At 39.0% G+C, this 20,003-nt stretch carries 11 protein-coding genes and 2 pseudogenes; 7 read left to right on the top strand and 6 right to left on the bottom strand.

Going from position 1 to position 20,003, the window contains the following annotated elements; genetic code table 11:
• Window positions 1-82 precede the first annotated feature (82 nt).
• A complete protein-coding gene (locus ACFG4S_RS15805; protein WP_392535686.1) occupies window positions 83-1,507 on the bottom strand; it encodes a BCD family MFS transporter in 1,425 nt (474 codons plus the stop codon).
• Window positions 1,508-1,839: 332 nt separating this feature from the next.
• Between ACFG4S_RS15805 and ACFG4S_RS15800 the strand changes: the two genes are divergently transcribed.
• The 4 genes from ACFG4S_RS15800 to ACFG4S_RS15785 all read left to right on the top strand — a co-directional run bounded on the left by ACFG4S_RS15800 (window position 1,840) and on the right by ACFG4S_RS15785 (window position 8,496).
• Window positions 1,840-5,286, top strand: a complete 3,447-nt coding sequence (locus ACFG4S_RS15800) for a DEAD/DEAH box helicase family protein (RefSeq protein ID WP_392535685.1) — start codon at window positions 1,840-1,842, stop codon at window positions 5,284-5,286.
• On the top strand, window positions 5,283-5,912 hold the full coding sequence (locus ACFG4S_RS15795; RefSeq protein ID WP_392535684.1) for a hypothetical protein: 630 nt from the start codon (window positions 5,283-5,285) through the stop codon (window positions 5,910-5,912). The genes ACFG4S_RS15800 and ACFG4S_RS15795 overlap by 4 nt, the downstream gene beginning before the upstream one ends.
• Window positions 5,885-7,453, top strand: coding sequence for a hypothetical protein (locus ACFG4S_RS15790; RefSeq protein WP_392535683.1), 1,569 nt, complete (start codon window positions 5,885-5,887; stop codon window positions 7,451-7,453). The genes ACFG4S_RS15795 and ACFG4S_RS15790 overlap by 28 nt, the downstream gene beginning before the upstream one ends.
• A 95-nt stretch (window positions 7,454-7,548) precedes the next feature.
• Entirely contained in the window at window positions 7,549-8,496 is a 948-nt protein-coding gene (locus tag ACFG4S_RS15785; protein WP_392535682.1) for an aldo/keto reductase, read from the top strand.
• A gap of 10 nt (window positions 8,497-8,506) precedes the next feature.
• On the opposite strand, the gene ACFG4S_RS15780 is transcribed toward ACFG4S_RS15785, so the two are convergent.
• The 5 genes and pseudogenes from ACFG4S_RS15780 to rimO form a co-directional block, all read right to left on the bottom strand.
• Window positions 8,507-9,085 carry a Uma2 family endonuclease gene (locus ACFG4S_RS15780; protein ID WP_392535681.1) on the bottom strand — a complete coding sequence of 193 codons (579 nt, stop codon included), beginning with the start codon at window positions 9,083-9,085 and terminating at the stop codon, window positions 8,507-8,509.
• 259 nt (window positions 9,086-9,344) lie between these two features.
• Complete coding sequence (locus ACFG4S_RS15775; protein WP_392535680.1) at window positions 9,345-10,886, bottom strand: DEAD/DEAH box helicase; 1,542 nt, start codon at window positions 10,884-10,886, stop codon at window positions 9,345-9,347.
• Window positions 10,887-10,992: 106 nt separating this feature from the next.
• Window positions 10,993-11,466 (bottom strand): annotated as a pseudogene (locus ACFG4S_RS15770) (TRAM domain-containing protein); the annotation flags it as partial.
• A 46-nt stretch (window positions 11,467-11,512) separates the two neighbouring features.
• Window positions 11,513-12,841, bottom strand: coding sequence for an IS701 family transposase (locus ACFG4S_RS15765; protein WP_392530294.1), 1,329 nt, complete (start codon window positions 12,839-12,841; stop codon window positions 11,513-11,515).
• Between the two features lie 72 nt (window positions 12,842-12,913).
• Window positions 12,914-13,765: pseudogene (gene rimO / locus ACFG4S_RS15760) on the bottom strand (30S ribosomal protein S12 methylthiotransferase RimO); the annotation flags it as partial.
• Between the two features lie 900 nt (window positions 13,766-14,665).
• On the opposite strand from rimO, the gene btpA reads away from it, so the two are divergent.
• The 3 genes from btpA (at window position 14,666) to ACFG4S_RS15745 (ending at window position 19,431) form a co-directional block, all read left to right on the top strand.
• Window positions 14,666-15,514 carry a photosystem I biogenesis protein BtpA gene (btpA, locus tag ACFG4S_RS15755; RefSeq protein ID WP_392535679.1) on the top strand — a complete coding sequence of 283 codons (849 nt, stop codon included), beginning with the start codon at window positions 14,666-14,668 and terminating at the stop codon, window positions 15,512-15,514.
• 258 nt (window positions 15,515-15,772) lie between these two features.
• The gene (locus tag ACFG4S_RS15750) at window positions 15,773-16,759 is read left to right on the top strand and encodes a vitamin K epoxide reductase family protein (RefSeq protein ID WP_392535678.1); all 987 of its coding nucleotides are present in this window, start codon (window positions 15,773-15,775) and stop codon (window positions 16,757-16,759) included.
• Window positions 16,760-17,229: 470 nt separating this feature from the next.
• Window positions 17,230-19,431 carry a CHASE2 domain-containing protein gene (locus ACFG4S_RS15745; protein WP_392535677.1) on the top strand — a complete coding sequence of 734 codons (2,202 nt, stop codon included), beginning with the start codon at window positions 17,230-17,232 and terminating at the stop codon, window positions 19,429-19,431.
• Window positions 19,432-20,003: the final 572 nt, after the last annotated feature.

Here is a 20,003-nt window from a genome sequence, read left to right as displayed (position 1 = left end):
AATTTGTCATTTGTTATTGGTCATTTGTCGTTGGTCATTGGTCATTTGCAGTCGTCCAATAACTAATGCCCAATGCCCAAACTCAGTCTAAATCGCTTTCTAAAACCGAAGCGATCGCCAGCTTTGTACTTGTTTGAAATTCTGTGACGTTCACCCGGTTGAGAAACCAAATTGACACCAGCATTCCCACAGCTTCTAGAGCAAATACCAGCCCATAAGCTAAAACTAAATTTGGTAGCACTTTGCGACCTATATCTAATAAACTACCACCTAAAACCACTGCCACTCCTCTAGAGACAGACTGTGCTAATCCCCATGCACCAATAAATGTACCTGCTGCTTCTGCTGCTGTGAGATCCAACATTAAACTAACTGCTGCTGTTGTTAAGACACCAGTGGCTAAACCAAACAAAATTAAACTTAGCTTTAAGAAAGCTGGATTAGCTGTGAAACCTGAGATAGCAAGTAATACTGTACAAAATGCCACTAACATGCATCCTAGTCTTGCAGTTCTCTGCTTACCTAAACGCGGCACTATGAAAAAACCACTTACACCGTAAGCAACTAGTATACCTGTTCCATAAAAAACGTTGAGTTTAGTACTTTCAGCCAAAGGCATTTTAAATACCTGACCTGCATAGGGTTCCAAAATGGGGTCTTGCATAAACAAACAGAGAGTCATCACCAGTAAAAAGGTGAAAAACAAACCTGTTTGCGGACTAGCTGTCAAAATTTCCCAAGCTTTGCCCAGAGTAATGCTGTCTTCTCGGTCTACCACTGTGGAACGGCTTAAGTATTGGGAGTATTTTTTTTCTACGCCGAATGTTGCAGCGATCGCCAAGCCAAATACAATAGCTGGGACAATCATAAATAATCTGTTAACAGAAGCCTGTAAAGTTACTGTGCTTGCATCTGGTGTTAGCAACTTAGAACTGATAATCGCCCCAACAATAATCCCCACCATCAGCATTGACCAGACTACACCAACCACTTTAGAACGGTTATCTTCTTCAGATATATCTACCAACAAAGCCGCAAAGGCAGTACCACTGGCACAAATACCTAGACCGTAGATAGTAAAAATCAAAGCTAAAAGCCCTATCCAGCCGATTGTTTGGGTTGTCCATGCCCAACCACTTGCACTACTTGCGGCAAGATTGAGCTGCCAGATTACTTGTACAGCTAAAAATGCAGCGATCGCAAATATTGCCGCCCCCACCCAAACATAAGCTGTGCGGTGATATCCCCATAACGGTCTAGCATCAGAAATCTGGCCGAACCAGACACGAGAAGGAGCAACAAATAAAGGCAGTGCTAGAACGACTGATACCAGCGTCGCCGGAATTGCGATTTCTTGAATCATGACTCTGTTGAGTACTCCCAGAGTCAAAATGGACATCATGCTCAACCCCATCTGAAATAAACCCAGCCGGAACATAGTCAGCAGGTTTACCCTTGGCACAGATAAGGATTTAGTTTTGGTATCAAATACTTCACCGCTTGCCATAGCTACTTTTTTGTATAGTTTATGGAATATAGTCTCTTTAATTAAATATAAACTGTTCAATATTCCAAAAAACTACTAATTTCGGGGCATCAATTTTTGGGTTTGGCAGTAGACACCGCAACATAACGTACATAAAACTTTTTGGTTATTCAAGGCTTGTTGTGCAAGCATAACTAGATTAAACGTGATTGAGTATTAACAGAGGCTAACTGAGATAGTTGCTTGCTTACCCCTGTCTTTGATCGCTAAAACTAGTGTCATAGTTGGCGATCGCTATTTAGATATAGCATTTACCTCCAACTTTTTTCAATTTTACTAAGGGGATCAGGGATATGGAAGAAATATTAAACCAATACTGTAAACAAGATAATCTTGGACTGCTTCTCCTGAGTATGGCAACTGGTTCGGGTAAAACATACATTGTTCTAAAGTTTATACATTCTAATTACAAGGAATTTGCCAACCAAAAGAGAAAAATTATATTTATTACTAACCTTAAGAAAAATCTACCTATTGACGAACTTAAAAAACGTTTTATCGACAATGGAAATGAGGAAGATTTTGAAAAATATGTTCTTTTTATTGATTCTAACGTAGATCCTGTCATTAAGAACTTGCTAAATCTTGACAATCAAATTCCTGACAGATTTAAAAATAAAATATATTTACAACTCAAAAAATATATAGAAATGCTCCAACATGAGCAATTACCTAGCGATTTTAAGGAAAACATTAAAACAGATATTCGTAAAAATATTGAGCCAGCATTCCGAGACATTATTAAAAAAACATTGTCAGAAAATTTTAAAACGAAAAAAGCCCGTCTGTCAGCTATAAAAAATAATCAAGATTACCAATGGATTGGAAAACTTTATCCCGCAGTATTTACAGATGATAAAACTATTTTATTTCTTAGTATAGATAAGTTTGTTGCTCAAAACACAACACTTATTGAACCATCATATTACTTCTCTGAGCGGTTTATTAATAAATCACTTATTTTTATTGATGAGTTTGATACTACCAAAGAAACTGTACTCAAAAATATCATTCAATCTGGGTTAAGAAATAGGGTGGATCTTATTGATTTATTCTTAAATATTCATAATCATCTGATGCAAACCGAGTGCCCTGAAGTACTTTTACAAGAATCAAAATGGCGAAAGCAGCAATCTTCAGGTAAAAACTGGCTATCTCTGCGAGAACAGATTGAATCATTACGAGAGAAAGCTAATTATATATTTAAAAAATATCAACTACAGCATATTTGTAAATCTCACGATGATTTTTCAACCAAGGAAAGAAACTTTCTTTTTTATGATTATAAATTCCATAATGTGCTGGATCGTAATCAACGCGTAGAGATTATTGGAGATATAAATAGCCGTACAAATTGGATTAATGCTTTTAATATTAAAGATAAAAAAACGGGCATTGACATACAGGAACTACTAAGTACAATTACTGGCTATTTATCATATTTTCAGACAGGAATTAAATATTTGGCCAATAACTATCGCCATTTAAAAGAGGAAGATAAAGGCGGACAGGAAACTTTTCCTTTTAAATTAGCTATTCAGACAGTTCTTAATAATTTTCACCTTAAAGATGTGGAATTTTTAACCCGTAAAATTCTTGAAGATGATTTGCCGTATGGCTTGCAATCCTATCAAGGAACAATCCAAAATCAGACTTTTTATGATAGGGGATTTCGTTACTATGATATCGTCGATAGTGATGAACATGATACATTATCAAAAATATATATGTTTAACTTCAGCCGTACACCAGAATCATTTTTGGCTGGAGTTTGCTCAAAAGCTTTGGTAGTAGGTATTTCAGCTACTGCTGGGCTTTATACAAACATTGGTAATTATGATCTTGAGTATTTGAAATCTCGTTTAGGAGATTCATTTATACGTATTAAAGATGATGCTCTTGTTAAACTTAAAAACGCATATAACGAAGCGACTCAAGGATATAATCAAGTCTCTATAAAAACTAAATTTATTGGGACAAATTTACCAGAAGAAGCCATCAAACAACTTGAAGAGCTTTTTAATGATAAAGAAGTAGCCCAGGATTTATGGAATACTCTTCGCCATACAATTACTAATGATGATGAGGAGAGTATTGAATTTTCATTTTGCCGTTATGTAAGAGCTTTAACAGCATGGAAATATTTTTTGGATAATCCTGATTGTCATGCGTTCCTTTGTCTTTTTAGTAAATTACCAAAGCCTTACGACCCAAAGTTCGATCTGCACATATTGCATAAATATGCGGGATTTTTATTGGATAGCCATCAAAATACTATTGAAGGTTCTGTGGCTGATACATTCTTTGTACTTAGTGGAAATAACTTTGAAGAAAATAAAGAAAAACTGCTAAATGAGCTAAAAGATAATAAACGCCGATTTATTATTTCTGCATACCAAACAATTGGAGTTGGACAAAATTTACAATTTACGGTTCCTTGTGGACTAGAGCCAATACATATTAATAGCTTTCCCAAGCATTCAAACATGGATATTAACGGGATATATTTAGATAACCCAACAAATATTCTTGTTAATATATTTAAGAATAATATAAATGATGATGATTTTATAAAATATATTTTTCAATTGGAATTTATTCGCGAGAATGGAGATTTTTCACTAAACCAGTTTAAGAGCAAGCTAGATGAAGCTTTTCATAAATATATAGGAAGATATAAACCTAGACGAAAGGCTGAGGACTTCATCAGCCCATACAATACAAATGCTTATTCACGTTACTTAAATAAAATCATTATTCAGGCACTAGGCCGAATATGTCGTACCAATATGAAGGCTCCAACAATTCATATTCTTGCTGACGCTTCTATCCGAAAACATTTAATCGGCTTTTCTCTACCAGAAGATGTAATTCCTATTCGTGAATATACTACTCTCCTTGAATCAGCAGGCGAATCGACTAACCAACCTGAAGATTTAATAGAAGCACAAAACCGTGCATCCCATAAAAGCAATCAAACTGCTGTTTATATACGTCGCCAACTGAGTACGCCGTGGACAAAACAGAGTGTTAAAAAGTGGCAAGAACTAAGAGAACAAGTTCTTTATCAACCAAGTATTGTAAAAGAATCAGAATGCAATATTAACTGGAATAATATTTACCTGCATTTGCCAAAACCTGCCGATTTATATTATTTCTCGCATGAAAATGACTATGATAATATCGAAGTTTTCTTTTCTGATGACTACGGTAAAAGAGAAGTTAAAGAAGTGAGCGAACAAACTGCCCGTCTTACAGAGTTGATGAAAATCGATACTCTACATAAATTGTTCAGTGATTCTAATTGGGCAACAACATTTCCTAAATCTCAACTAATGTTGACACCTCCCATGTTCAACAATATTTATAAAGGGGTATTAGGCGAAGTATGTGGGAAACATATTTGTCAAAATCTCTTAAATATTCCCTTACTAGAACTGAATATAGATGAATTTGAACTTTTTGACTTTAAAACAGAGCAAAATATCTATATAGACTTCAAGCTATGGAATGATCGAGTTGCAGTAAAAGCTGAGGAAATAATTGATAAAATCTGTGAAAAAATGGCGATTGTTCGAGCAGAAAGGGTTTTTGTTATCAACATTCTTGGCTCTTCCAACACTCCCTTTCAACCGATTCCATCATTTGGCGGAAAAATTATAGAAGTTCCCTATCTCTGTAAAAATGATAAAATCGATAGTTTAGCACTTAAATTTCTTGTGAATGAATTTTTAACATGAGCATTCTTACAAATAGACTAAAAATAAATTTTCATATTGATGCTATTGATAGAGACTTTGTTTTTATCCGCTTCAAACGAGACAAAAATGGCAAATGGTGGGGAGCGGAAGAACTGGATTGCATTATAGGCGAAGATTATAAAGCTATGTCTGTGGGATATGCTCAATATGCCTATGCTATGTTTGAGAAAAAATCGAATGATACTTACGCATTACTTCAAAAACTTAGAACCGATCCTAAATTTGCTAGTGTATCTGCAATTGAGGTAAAACCCCAGGCTGTTTATACTGGAAATGATGAATGTATCTGTGAAGTAACACTTGCCCGTTTATTAATTAACTCCTTAGGTTCATCACGATCTAAATTTAAACATCTGCATTTCTCAAATCTGACTGGAGCATTACTTAAAGTCCCTCCATTGACAAATAAGCTTTATGATGCGATTGGCGTTGCTGAAATAACTCTTAGTCGTGATGAGAGTCAAAAAAATGAATTCTTATTGAAAGTTAGTGTAGCCTCTTATCGAAAGAAGGTTTCCATATTAAAAGAATATAAAGGCACAGCAGAATTAAAAAAATTCTTAAAAGACCTGAGTATGTGTTCCATAGTGGCACAGGAACTCTGAGAAGGTGGCTTCCATCTGATGGTAAAGAAACAGATCCTACAAAGTCTTACATACAATGTGGTAAACAAGGTAAAAAGCTTCATACTAATTTCCTTGAGTTTGAAAGTATAGAGAAATTTGAGAAAAGCCGAGCAGGTATTTTGTTTCAAGTTTTCAATAGTATTCAAGAATATCTATCTGAATATATGAGTGTGAATTTTTCCACTCTTGAAATTGATCGCAGCATTGAACTCAAAAATACTTTGCTTAAAAGTCCAAAACAACTTCACTCAAAACTAGATGGTCAGGCAATAAATATAGTTGATAGAGTTAATGATGAAGATTCTACTAATTTAGTAATTACACTGAAAGAATTTCTTCTTCCTTATATCACTGATGAAAAGCTAATCACCGTCGGGAAACGTGATAAAGAAAACACTCTAAATTTTAGAATTATACATGATGCCGAATTTTATGAAAAAAGCGGGCAAAAGGACGAATACCTCCCTTCAACAGATAAATTTCAGCGACAACATCTGACAATTGAATCAACTAAAAATGTCTCTAAGCCTATTGTTAAAACAATTATAAAGGAACAGCTTATTAAGCGTGATATTAGCTCTCGAACATTGAACTTGTTTGATTGGGCTAAACTTCAACTAAAAGGAATTTGGACTTTTGCTGCTTGGGATGAAGATACAGACCACGTAATTTTTATGGAAATTCAACCCAATGGTGATTTTGAATTTTACGAAATAGATGGTCAAGATATATTATTTAACTGGCAAAAATTTGAAAAATATAGAAAATTCATGACAGAGGGTAGCTCAGGAGATAAAATCGAGACATTAGAAGGTCTTGTTATTTCTGATGCTGGTGATATAAATCAGATATTTTTAACTCATGAAATCAGTATTCCTGACCTTTCTAAAATTGAAGCTATTCTCAAGGAAGTCGAAACTGAACTTCCCGAAGACAAGCAAAGTGGAGATGAGCTAGCTGATATAGTTGAAGAATTTTTACAAGAAGCATCTGACCTTGATGTTGAAAAATTTAAATCATTCTCATCGGAACTTATAAAAATTGGTAACCAACCTATATCAAAGCGAGATTTTAAGCGTTTAATCGCACAGTATTTGGGGACAACAAAGAAGGTAGGAGATAAGGAGATTGATGTTAGTAGTACAAGTGAGGCTATTCGTTTTAGAGATTACCTTATCGACAAACATGAAATTCGATTGAAGTTCCCCCAGGATAACCAGAGCAAAGAAGATTTATTCGACGCTTCTCTCAACATAAAATATTTTGGTGAAACTGAAAAAGAAGCTTATTACCTTGTTGGCGATAGAAGAGATAATGTGAAATTGCATTTTAAAGATGCTTGCCATCTCCGTAAAATAGTTGCGGTGAATGACCCAAATGCAGTGAATGGCTCAAAACTGATATTCAGACAACTGCTTGAAACTATGGATGTTGATTTTGTTCGTACAGGGCAAAGTACCGTAATCCCTTTCCCTTTTAAGTATATTAGGGAGTATAAGAAATTTGGCGATACTAAATGACTGTATGAGTGAGTACTAATTAAGTACAATAGCTCTTTCTTTGAAACGCTACACTATAAAAGTAAAGAAATGTAAATAAAATAAATTTTGCAACCGTGGAAAACATCACATTGGGGCAAAATGGCCCAATTGTTACACCTTTGTGCATAGGCACTTGGGCTTGGGGTGATAAATTCTTTTGGAATTATGGCAACGGCTACGGACCAGAACAGTTAGAAGAAGCCTTTACCGCAGCGCTACAAGCTGGTGTTACCTTCTTCGACACTGCGGAAGTCTACGGAATGGGATTATCTGAGAAATTTTTGGGGCAATTTCTGCAACAGACACAACAACCTGTCCAAATCGCCACAAAATTTGGCCCCCTACCGTGGCGATTTACAGCGCAATCTGTCTCTGATGCTTTAACAGAGAGCCTCAAACGGCTACAACTACAGCAAATCGCCCTGTACCAAGTGCATTGGCCTTTTGCCTTCTTTTTAAGTCAAAAAAGTCTCATGAACGCCTTAGCGGATGAAGTGAAGCGGGGTAGAATTGCCGCAGTCGGGGTGAGTAATTACTCAGCAGAGCAAATGCGAGACGCTCATCAAATATTGGCCGATCGCGGAGTGCCTTTGGCTGTGAACCAAGTACGCTATTCTTTACTCAGTCGCCAAGTTGAAAGTAAGGGTATTGTGGCAACTGCTAGGGAATTAGGTGTGACTCTCTTGGCTTATAGTCCCTTAGCTCAGGGATTACTCACAGGTAAATACACTATTGATAGTGCTGAAATTCCCAGTGGTGCGAGGAAAATAGACCCGCGATTTAATAAAGAAGGCTTACAAAAAATTGCCCCAGTAATATCTTTGCTACGCAGTTTGGGAGAAAAATACGATCGCACCCCATCTCAAGTTGCTCTCAACTGGTTAATTGCTCAGGGTAACGTTATTCCCATTGCTGGAGTGAAAACAGCCGAACATGTACGTCAAAATGCTGGGGCTTTGGGTTGGAGATTGAACGAGGATGAAATTGGAGAATTAGAACAAGTGAGTCGTCCTTGGCTGTAGTCTTTTTCAACTAATCAAACACCGGAGGCCAAAGTTCTGACACTACTAGCTCCCAACCTGGTAATAAGTCTGGTAGTGTCAACTTGTCGTTGTCCTGCAAAACGATTGGCTCTTGGTTGAGGCGATAAACTGTGAGCGTCAATTTGTCAGGATCAATCAGGATACCAACTGTAGATCCCAATTGTAAGAATAGTTGAATTTTTTCTACCAGTGGTTTAATGCGGTCAGACTTAGATTTTATTTCTACCATCAAGTCAGGCAAAAGTTCCACAAAGTCGCGCTTACTTATTTTGAGTCTATCAGCACGAACAAAAGATACATCAGGAGCGCGGAGATTTCGTTTTTCTTTATCAGCTTCTTTGCCGTTTTCCGTTTCTAATGTAGGCAAAATAAAACCGGCGCTAGAACCAGTTACTCGTCCTAATTGTCGTGGGCGTACCCAGTTGCCAAGTAATCTAACTAACTCCGCACCTATTTCTTCTGACTCATAATCTGATGGTCCCATAACAATTATATTTCCGTCTACCAGTTCCATTTGCCATTCTGGATGCTCTGCTTGTAATTGTTCTAAATCTGGGATACTGAACATAAAACCACCAAAAATCTATCTTTAACTAATTACGAATTAGTTTAATTTATGTTCCGACAAACTGATAGAAAAAGTTACCTAAAAAATCAAAAAGTCAAGAGTCCAAAGTCAAAATCTTAACTCTTAACTCTTAACTCTCAACTTTACTAATTTTAGATTTTGAGTTGCACCTTTGTGCGCTTCGAGGGTAACTTGGATTTTGGATTGAAGGAAAAATTTAAAATCTACAATCTAAAATCCAAAATTGATTAACTCCTAACTAAGAAGCTGATTCTCTAACTGTAGGTGAACCGATCTTTTTACTCGTAGGCGACACAGAAGATTCGTGACCACTTGTTCGCAGTTTGGGCTTGGGAGAACTATGTCTTTCTTCTTCACCACCAACGCTATCTGACTTCCAAGCAGAACGGGGGCGATCGCTAGAGGATGATTCCCGGCGCTTACCACCGAGTCTGGGTTTGGGAGTGGGGCTTTCTTCTTGGGGAATTTCTACGTCTGAGTTCAACCAAGCGGGACGAGTTTCATCGTAAGCGATTTGTAGTGCCGCAGCCGCGATCGCCTGAGCATCATATTTTTCAATCAATTCGCTGACAATGGGCAAGAATGAAGCCAAACGCTCACCAGCCAAAGCTTCTCGCACTTGTTCTTGCAATTTCAAGATGTGTCGTGCTTCAATTTGGGCGCGTGTAGGAATTGTCAGCACTTGCCAAGTTTGGCGGTTATGACGTTCAAATGTCTGCTGCTTGCGGCGCTCAAATGGCTGTACCAAAGAAATTGCGGTTCCTTCTTTACCAGCACGACCAGTACGACCAATACGGTGAACGTAAGTTTCTACGCTATCGGGTAAGTCGTAGTTGATCACATGGGAGAGTTGATCGACATCTAATCCGCGTGCAGCAATATCAGTTGCTACCACCCAGCGAACTTGTCGATTCCGGAATCGGCTCAATAAGCGTTCCCGCGCTTGTTGGGACAAGTCACCGTGGTATTCATCAACACTGTGACCAGCGGCTTGCAGTTGATTGGTGAGTTCAGCGGCGGTGCGTCTGGTACGAACAAAGATTAAAGCTGTTTCTGGATCTTCCATTTCCAGAATCGGCTGTAAAGCTTTGGCTTTTGTCCAATGGCGGGGGATCAGGTAAGCAACCTGGTTGATTTTGTTGGGTGCAGCTTTTGGTTGTTCGACGGTGACTGTAGCAGGGGATCGCAAGAACTTGTTTACCAAGGAGCGAATCGAGGGTGGCATTGTCGCTGAGAATAAAGCTGTTTGCCGATCTACGGGCGCTTGGGAAAGAATTTTCACCACATCGTCGATAAAGCCCATGCTCAACATTTCATCGGCTTCATCTAATACAAACCATTTCACTTGATCGAGCTTTAAACAGCCGCGATCGAGCAAATCTATGACGCGTCCTGGAGTGCCCACTACCATGTGAACGCCACGTTTGAGCTGTAACATTTGCCGCTCAATTGATTGACCGCCGTAGATTGCTAACACGCGCAATCCTTCATCGCCGATGAATTGAGCGATCGCATCGTGAACTTGCATTGCTAACTCACGAGTTGGGGTTAAAACCAAGGCTTGTACAGCTCTTTGATTAATGTCCAGCCGCTCTAAAATTGGCAGTGAAAATGCTGCGGTTTTACCGGTTCCAGTTTGGGATTGACCGACTACATCACGACCCGCCAACAGTTGGGGAATTGCTTGGGCTTGAATATGAGTAGGTGTGGTAAAGCCGATTTTTTCTAGTTGCTCAACACGTTGTTGGGAAATACCTAATTCTTGAAAGGAAAGATTCATTAATTACTCCTAAATTTTATCTAAGGATTTTTGGATTAGTCATTGGTCATTAGTCATTGGTCATTTGTTATTTACAAATGACAAATGAGAAAGGACAAATAACAAATTAGTTATTGACAACTTGACCATAAAGGTCATAAGTATCAGCGTGGTGAATCGCTATTGGTACGATGGTTCCTAACTTCGCCTGTCCTTGGACATACACCAGGCCATCAACCTCTGGGGAAAATCTACCTGAACGACCGATTAATTCACCACTTTCAGGATTTTCTTGCTCAATCAGGACATCAACGATTTTGCCTACTTCCTGTTGATTTTTCTTTTCGGAAATCGGTTGTTGAAGTTCCATCAGTTGGTCTCGGCGCTCGTCCATCACCGATTGGGGCAACTGATTTGGCAGCTTGTAAGCAGGGGTTTCTTCTTCCGGCGAAAAGGTGAAGACGCCAACATGGTCAAATTCATGCCGTTGGACGAAATCTAGTAGATGCTCAAAATGCTCGCTTGTTTCTCCTGGGAAACCAACAATAAATGTTGTCCGCAATACGGCTGTTGGTAGCGCCGTTTTGATGCGATCTATAACCCTCTTCTGTCACTCTCCGAGATAAGCAAGTAGTAACAAAGTGAAATTATCCAGAAGCATAACAGGTTTTAAATTGATTCATTGCACTAATTAATTGATTGAATCCCAGCAATAATTTAGAATTTGGGAAAATATGTATCCAGGGATAAATTAACCAAAATAGTAAGAGTGGTTGGGCAATGAGACGCAGATTATTTAGAGTATTTTTCCATCCGCATTCATGGTTCCATTGTTGATGATTAGAAAAATCAACATCACTATTTTTTTGAACCTCAGCTTCAATTTGACGAGATTTATTTAAGCTTAAGAAGGCTGGAGAATTTAAACTAATCATTGTGTACACACAAAAAATAATTTCCCACCACCTTTCTATATGTTGAAAATTTGTGAACCGATAATCTGTCCAGCCGAGTTCCTGTTTACACTGTCGAAATCCATATTCTACCCAGGTTCTTAATCCATATAAATCGCCTAAAGTTTTTTTGAGTTTTCCTTGAAGATTTGTCATCACAAATGTTGTAGAATTTTCTGGCATGGTTTCTGGGTCAGTAGTTATTTCCCAGTAAGTTATGGCTCTTTTTTTACCATAAATTATTTCCCTAATGTATCGGGTTTCTGATTTTTGATTGCTAAATGTTCTTTCAAATTTACACCACTTATTAGCCCTAACGCTTTGTCCTGCTGGCAACCAGACTCCATGATTACTTCTTATTGCTACGACATAATCTAATTTATATTCAGCTACTTTTCTAATAAATTGGCTACTTTCACCATATAAACTATCTGCCAGTACCAGTTTAATGTTAAAACCTGATTCAATTAATTCTGTAATGATGTCTGACGCTAACTCTATTTTAGTTTTATATTTATCCTCCTCTTTTAACGTTCCTTTGGGTTTGAATACTTTTACAGTTAATGGAAACGTTATATTAGAATAAACTCCATAGGCATTGACTGAAACTATTCCATTATCGACTTTTCCTACACTTCCTAGATATTGCCTGGCTACATAATCAGTCTTTTTACCTTTTTTTCTATCTCCGGTTTCATCTATTACTACTGTAATCGCATTTCCATTTAGTGCTTTTTTAAGTTTATTTAATCTTAGTTGTTTTAATTTATCTACTGACCAGTCTGAATTGGCTAAAAAATGATGTAATGACTGTGCGGAGTTTATACTTACGACTTTCGCTATCTCTGGTAATGATTTTCTTTTAATTTGTGACATTATTCCCAGATGTAAATATTTGAAGCATTCATAATTTCTTACTTCTTTAAACAGGTCTTTATACTCTGCACAATATTCATCTATGGTCGCAACTGTTGGGTGAGCATCTCTTGCCAAATGTTTCAAAATTTGTAATTCTACATCCATTGCCCTACTTACCTTTCAGGGTTTTCTTTTTTTATTCTTTTATTTAGAATAACCGGAAAGTGACAGAAGAGGGATAATCCCATCATTTACACGCCCTTGCCAAGGGCGGTTCATGGCGCGGAGAATCTCTGGATGAGAATGTTGCAATGGCAAATCGAGATACGGCAAGACGTTGGGTGTTTCTTTGATGGCAGCTATGACATCTGGGGTTAGTCCCGTAGGATAAGCATAGTGGATTCTAATCCACGGTACGTTTACTTTCCCCAATGCTTGGAGTAATTCGGCTAACTTGGGCTTGCCGTAAATATCCACACCGTAATTAGTCGTGATTTGGGAAATTAAAATAATTTCCTGTACCCCTTGACTAACTAACTGCTCGGCTTCGGCGACAATCGATTCAATAGTACGCGATCGCTGGTTTCCTCTCAAGTGAGGAATTATACAAAACGCACAACGATAATCACATCCTTCCGCAACTCTCAGGTAAGCTACGCCCTCTGTTGTAGTGCGATAGCGCGGTGTAGTCTCGTCGGCAATATAGGTTGGTTCGATACTAACCTGTTTGACTCTTTCGCCTTGTTCTACACGCTCAATTACATTTACAATTTTGTGATAATCGCCTGTACCGACGATCGCTACAGCTTCAGGCAACTCATCCAAAAGTTGTTGTTGGAAATGTTGCGCCATACAGCCAGCGATCACGATTTTTTTATTTGCCTCTGCCAACTCTACTAAAGTTCTGACAGATTCTTGCCGCGCTGCTTCAATAAAACTACAAGTATTAACAATAACGTAATCTGCTAATTCTTCATTTGTATCTACACTGTAACCTGCTTCTACGAGCATTCCTAACATGTGTTCTGTATCAATTCGATTTTTCTCGCAGCCAAGATGAGAAATGGCAATTGTTGGCTTGTCACCCATATTTTGAAAAAATCTTCCGTTTTTTTCTTCTAATCAAAATCATTTCAACGCTAACTTTGCTTTTTTGCTATCAGCATCCTCATGAAAACATTCATTAACAGTGGTAAATTACCACTCTCAGTAAATGCCCGTTAAATTATGACCCTATTGATAATAAAAATAGAGGTCATGTTATGATATTCCTATCAATCTGTTCCCCAGGGTAAATTGAAGTGTCTTTGGGTACATTTGACACTTGTAATGTTTTTTAACAATTCACCTATTGGTATTTTACACTACCGCAGCGTGTGCGTTGTTAACCTACCCATCGGGAAGCCGCCCAAAGGGCTTGTTGTGAGAAGTCGCTACCCTCCGGGAAATCGACGAAAGCGACTACGCCTATAAAGCAGTAATGGTGCCCTGGCTATTGGCTGGTCCTACGACTATGCGCGGACAAGACGCCTCAACCACGGAAAGCTGCCTCGCGTGTTGTGAGTGGCAAACTCCTCTTGTAGCCAGGTTTTATCTTAACATATCTTATGAGAGGTTTCACGCCAATTTCCATCTAAGGAAGGAAGCTGTAAACTATCCATCATAAAACACATTTAATTTTAATGAGGGGTATGGGAAATAGAGACTAGGAACTAGGAGCTAGGGGCTAGAAATTAAACTAGTGACTGGGGACTAGGGATTGAGGACTGGGAAGAAATGTATCGGGATTCAGACCCCAACCAAAACAATCAAGGAATTTCTTGTCCAGTCCCCAGTACCCAGTACCCAGTCGCAGAGCGCCCATTACTCACCTTCTGGCTGTATCGAAGTTGAAGAATCCTGGGCGCAACCTGTTAAAAATTCCCTAATGCCTAGTCCTTAACCCCTAATCCCCAGTCCCTAATCCTTGGCAATAATTTAATTAAAGACGTGGACTTATATCAGTTATTTAAAACTCGCTCACCGATTATTGGCGTGGTTCACCTGCTACCACTGCCAACTTCACCTCGTTGGGGAGGTAGCCTGAAAGCGGTAATTGACCGCGCCGAACAAGAAGCCGCAGCCTTGGCAAGCGGAGGAGTTGACGGACTGATTGTGGAAAATTTTTTCGACGCGCCGTTTACCAAAAACCAAGTAGATCCAGTGGTAGTCAGTGCCATGACTATGGTTGTGCAGCGGATACAGAACTTGGTGACATTGCCTGTAGGCTTAAATGTCTTGCGAAACGACGGTAGAAGTGCAATGGCGATCGCCAGCTGTGTCCAAGCGCAATTTATCCGCGTCAACGTCCTCACAGGAGTGATGGCAACGGATCAGGGATTAATTGAGGGAGAAGCCCATCAACTACTTCGCTATCGACGGGAGTTGGGCAGCGATGTTAAAATCCTGGCCGATGTGTTGGTCAAACATGCCCGTCCTTTGAGTTCTCCAAATCTCACAGTCGCCGTAAAAGACACCATTGAAAGAGGTTTGGCAGACGGGGTGATTTTGTCTGGTTGGGCAACTGGTAGCCCTCCTAACCTAGAAGATTTGGAACTAGCCTGTAGTGCCGCAGCTGGAACGCCAGTATTTATCGGTAGTGGAGCAAATTGGGAAAATATTGATACATTGATGCAGGCCGCAGATGGTGTAATAGTTTCCAGTTCATTGAAACGTCACGGACGCATAGAGCAACCAATTGATCCCATTCGCGTCAGTCAATTTGTGGAAGCCGCACGTCGCAATTGGAACTCCAAAGCTGAAAGCAAATCAGCAGAACAAGTGAAGTTACATTCTTAGGGACTGAGGACTAGGGACTGGGGACTGGAGAAAAGTTTTCTGAATGCCCAATCCCCAATACTTCGACTCCTTTCGACTTCGCTACCTCGGCTACTTCGGCTACTTCGGCTTTGCGGTAGTTGAGCGAAGTCGGAACTCAGTACAAGTCCCCAATCCCCAATCCCCATTACCCCTTATCCCCAGAGGGGACCCCACCTTCCCCAATCCCCAATCCCCAATCCCCAATCCCCAATTCCCAATCCCCAGTACCCAATATTTATGATTCGCCGTCGTTCTACTCCTTGGATTCATAAATGGTCACGTCCATTGATTGCCGCGATCGCTGGATCTGGTGCCCTGACAACAGGTTATCTCACCATAGAAAAGTTAACCGGAGGCAGTGCAGCTTGTGTAGCACAGGCTGGTGTCAAAGGCTGTAATGATGTGCTTTCCAGTCCTTGGGCAACTGTTCTTGGTCAGCCATTAGCCTTGTTTGGGTTTTTGGCGTATACCAGTATGGTGATATTCGCTTTGTCTCCCTTGGTATTTTCCTCAGGGGACAACAATAATAGTCGCAAGCAGCTAGAAAATTGGACGTGGTTGCTACTACTGGCAGGAGCGATCGCTATGTCTGTGTTTAGCGGTTACTTAATGTACCTGCTAGCATTCCAAATCAAAGCTGTTTGTCCTTACTGTATTGGCTCAGCTTTCTTCTCCGTGAGCCTTTTGGTACTGACAATTATCGGTCGTACTTGGGAGGATATTGGCCAAATCTTCTTTACCGCCATTATTGTCGGAATGGTGACGCTGATTGGCACTTTAGGCATCTATGCTGGCGTCAATCAATCAGATGTTACATCCGGAACTCCTGGACAACCTGTCAAAATTTTCTTTACTCCCAAACAAGATCCTAATCCGGCATTCGGATGGGAAATTACTACTACTTCTGGAGAAGCAGAAATAGCCCTAGCACGCCATCTCGTGAAGATAGGTGCTAAGGAATACACTGCTTACTGGTGTCCTCATTGCCACGAACAAAAATTGCTCTTTGGCAAACAAGCTTATCAAGAACTCAACGATAATGTTAAAGTGGAGTGCGCTGAGGATGGACTCAAAGCTAAACCAGAATTGTGTAAAGCTGCGAAAATTGAAGGCTTTCCCACTTGGATCGTTAATGGTAAAAGCTATAGCGGAGTGCAAAACTTAGAGGAACTAGCAAAAGTTTCTGGTTACACAGGCGCTCAGAACTTCAAGTTTTTTAAATAACTGCTTACAGAAGCCTCTTTCTGGCTATTTGGTTTATAGACCCCATAGTTAACTGGATTGAGACAGCAAGTCCGTTTCCGGTTAGCTTTTTTGTTTTTGGTAATATTTGGTGAAAGTAATAAGTGTTTTCCAATACTAAGTTATCAATTTTTATGTGGTTTTCACGCACAAAAATTGAAATATAAAGAAACTTGATTAAGTATACTTACTATCATCAATGTGTACTTTAATTTATTTTTGCAGCACATGGAAGCCGCCTTCGGGTGTAATTATGTCAGCACTAAATCTGAAAGTGTGTATGTTGAAGTTACCCGCAATATGCTTTTGTTATTAGTGAAAAAATGCAAATCGGAACCGCAAAATTACCTTCCTAAACGTTTGTGTAGATGCCAACAAAAGTCCCCAGATGCTTCGACAAATTTCCTGAAGGTAGCTCAGAAGTCGAGTTTTGGAACTTTAGGAGTCGCTTAATGAATCAGCAGCTAGGCAAGCGTTTTGTGAAGTTAATCTTTGGACTGAAACAATCGCTTAGTCGAGGACACAGGGAATTGATTACTGCTGTTGGTATTGCAGTCTGCGTCCTACTATTGCGTTCTATCGGATTGTTGCAATCCCTAGAGTTAGCAGCTTTAGATCAATTTTTTCTCTTACGTCCAAACGATCCGCCAGAAGACCGTATCACTATTGTTGTGATTGACGAAGCCTATTTAGGCAAAGTAGGTTGGCCAATTCCAGATCGGAAGATTGCCGAGTTGTTACAAAAATTAAAGGTCTACAAACCCCGTGCTATTGGCTTGGATATCTACCGAAATTTGCCAGTAGAGCCTGGTAATAAGGAACTACGTACTGTTTATAAGTCAATGCCAAACTTGATTGGTATTAAACTATTGGGAAATGACAAAAGCAAAAACCCTAGTGTTTCAGCTCCACCAGAGCTGAATAGCGACCAAGTGGGTTTTAACAATGTGCTGTATGACCCTGACGGGAAAGTACGTCGCAGCTTGTTGTATTGGCATGTTGACGATCGGGTACACGAAAGTTTTGCCCTAAAGTTGGCTTTATTGTATTTAAAGTCAGAAAATATTACCCCTACCAAAGCAAAAAGTAACCCCGAGTATTTGCAATTGGATAAGGCAACATTTACTCGTTTCGAGGCTAATGATGGTCTTTACGTGGCAGCTGATGCTAGAGGTTACCAAATTTTGTCTAATTTTCCCAAGCCCAAATGTCAAGGATCATCTGTCAAATTTTCTCATTTTCGCCAGGTATCGATGAGCGATGTACTGGCAGATAAAGTCCAAGAGAAATTCATTAAAAATCGGATTATACTTATTGGCTCTACAGCGCCTAGTCTCCAAGATTTTGTCTTTATTCCCTATTCCAGCAGTCTGATTGGTACAGCAAAGCCTGTACCTGGTATTCAACTCCAAGCTTATTTTATTAGTGAATTAATATCGGCCGCCCTTGGCGAAAGACCATTATTCAAAATCTGGTCTAAATTCGTGGAATACTTATGGATTTTTTCCTGGTCTTATTTGGGGGCTGTTACTACATGGCGGATACAAGATGCAACTAAGAGCTTCCTGAGCATCCTAGTTTGTTGCTTTGTCTTGAGCTTTAGTACCTATGTTGCTTTCTTATATGGTTGGGTGATACCACTTGTTCCGGCACTGTTTACGTTTGGCAGTTCAGCTATTTGGATGACGAGTCATATTGCCCATATGCAGGAAGAGTGGAAACGCTCTAAAGAGTTTTTGCATCACGTAATCAACACAATTCCTGACCCAATTTTTGTCAAAAATGAACAACATAAGTGGATTGTTTTAAATGAAGCATATTGTCGATTCATCGGTTATCCCAATAAGTTCTTACTTGAAAAGTCAGACTATGACTTTTTCCCTAAACATGAAGCCGATGTATTTCGACAACAGGATGAGCTGATTTTTCGGACTCACCAAGCCCAGGAACACGAAGAAGAATTTACAAATGCTGATGGTCAGACTCATCAAATTGCCACTAAGCGATCGCTCCACAAAGACGCAGCTGGTAATTTGTTTTTAGTTGGAGTGATCCGAGATATTACTCAACGCAAGTTAATGGAGGAACAACTCAAGCGTACTGCTGCTGAGTTATTTCGCTCTAACAATGAATTAAAGCTCAAAGAAGACCATTTGCGTTATTTAGCATATCACGATCCCCTGACGGGTTTATCTAATCGCAAATTTTTTGCCGAACAACTTTACGAGTCATTACACTGGGCGCAACACAACAACTTGTTGTTAGGACTGCTATTTATCGATTTAGATGGCTTTAAGCAAGTTAATGATACTCTGGGACACGAGATGGGCGATCGCCTACTGATGACTATCGCCGATCGACTCAGCAACTCTTTGCGCGCTAGTGATACAGTTTCTCGCTTGGGTGGCGATGAATTTACTGTGATTTTACGAGCAATTCCCAATGTCCAAATAGCTTCTAAAGTTGCTGAAAAAATTTTAAGTAGTATTACTAGACCAATTATTTTGGATGGGTATGCTATCCGAGTCTCTGCGAGTATTGGTATTAGTGTCTACCCATATAACAGCCAAGATAGTGAAACTTTGATGAAACAAGCAGATGCAGCAATGTATCGTGCAAAGCGGTTGGGTAAAAATCGCTACGAGTTCGCTTAATTAATTAAGAATCCAGTTCCTAAACTATTTTATCTCTGGTCAATATTTTTACCATTAAACGAGCGAGTTTGACTTCAGAGACGGGCAAAGCATTATTTTAACAAAGTATTGCATACAGCCGTAGAGGTAGCGTTATAGCTGAAATCCCTAGCTGGCAATACTTTTTAGTTAAAGACTAAATCTACTAACAAAGCTAGGAAAAAAATTTAGTCATTCTTTTATTTACGTAATTAAAAATCTTATTTTTTTTTGGCAAGTATTTTTACTTGAAAATTTAGGACTGTACTTAGGTAATAAATTATGGGTTTTTATAGACCTATAGGTTCTGAAACCCTTTTTATACAAGAATCATGAAATTCTATGTTAAAATAACTTTACTTAACTTAAAAAATAAAATACAAAACTCAAAGTATTATTTTATAGTTTTTTGAGTTTATTTTTGATTGAACTTAGTGTTTACACTTAAAATTATTAAGATATTATTAATAAATAGTGAACTAGGCAAAGTGCTTATGGTAATCCATCAATATATCTAACTTTAGACTGATGCAGAAATAGGACATTTAAGAATA

The sequence above is a fragment of the Nostoc sp. C117 genome (genome assembly GCF_043099735.1).
GTDB lineage: Bacteria > Cyanobacteriota > Cyanobacteriia > Cyanobacteriales > Nostocaceae > Nostoc.
Note: the sequence above shows the minus strand (reverse complement) of the source record. Positions and strands in the feature narration are given on the sequence as shown.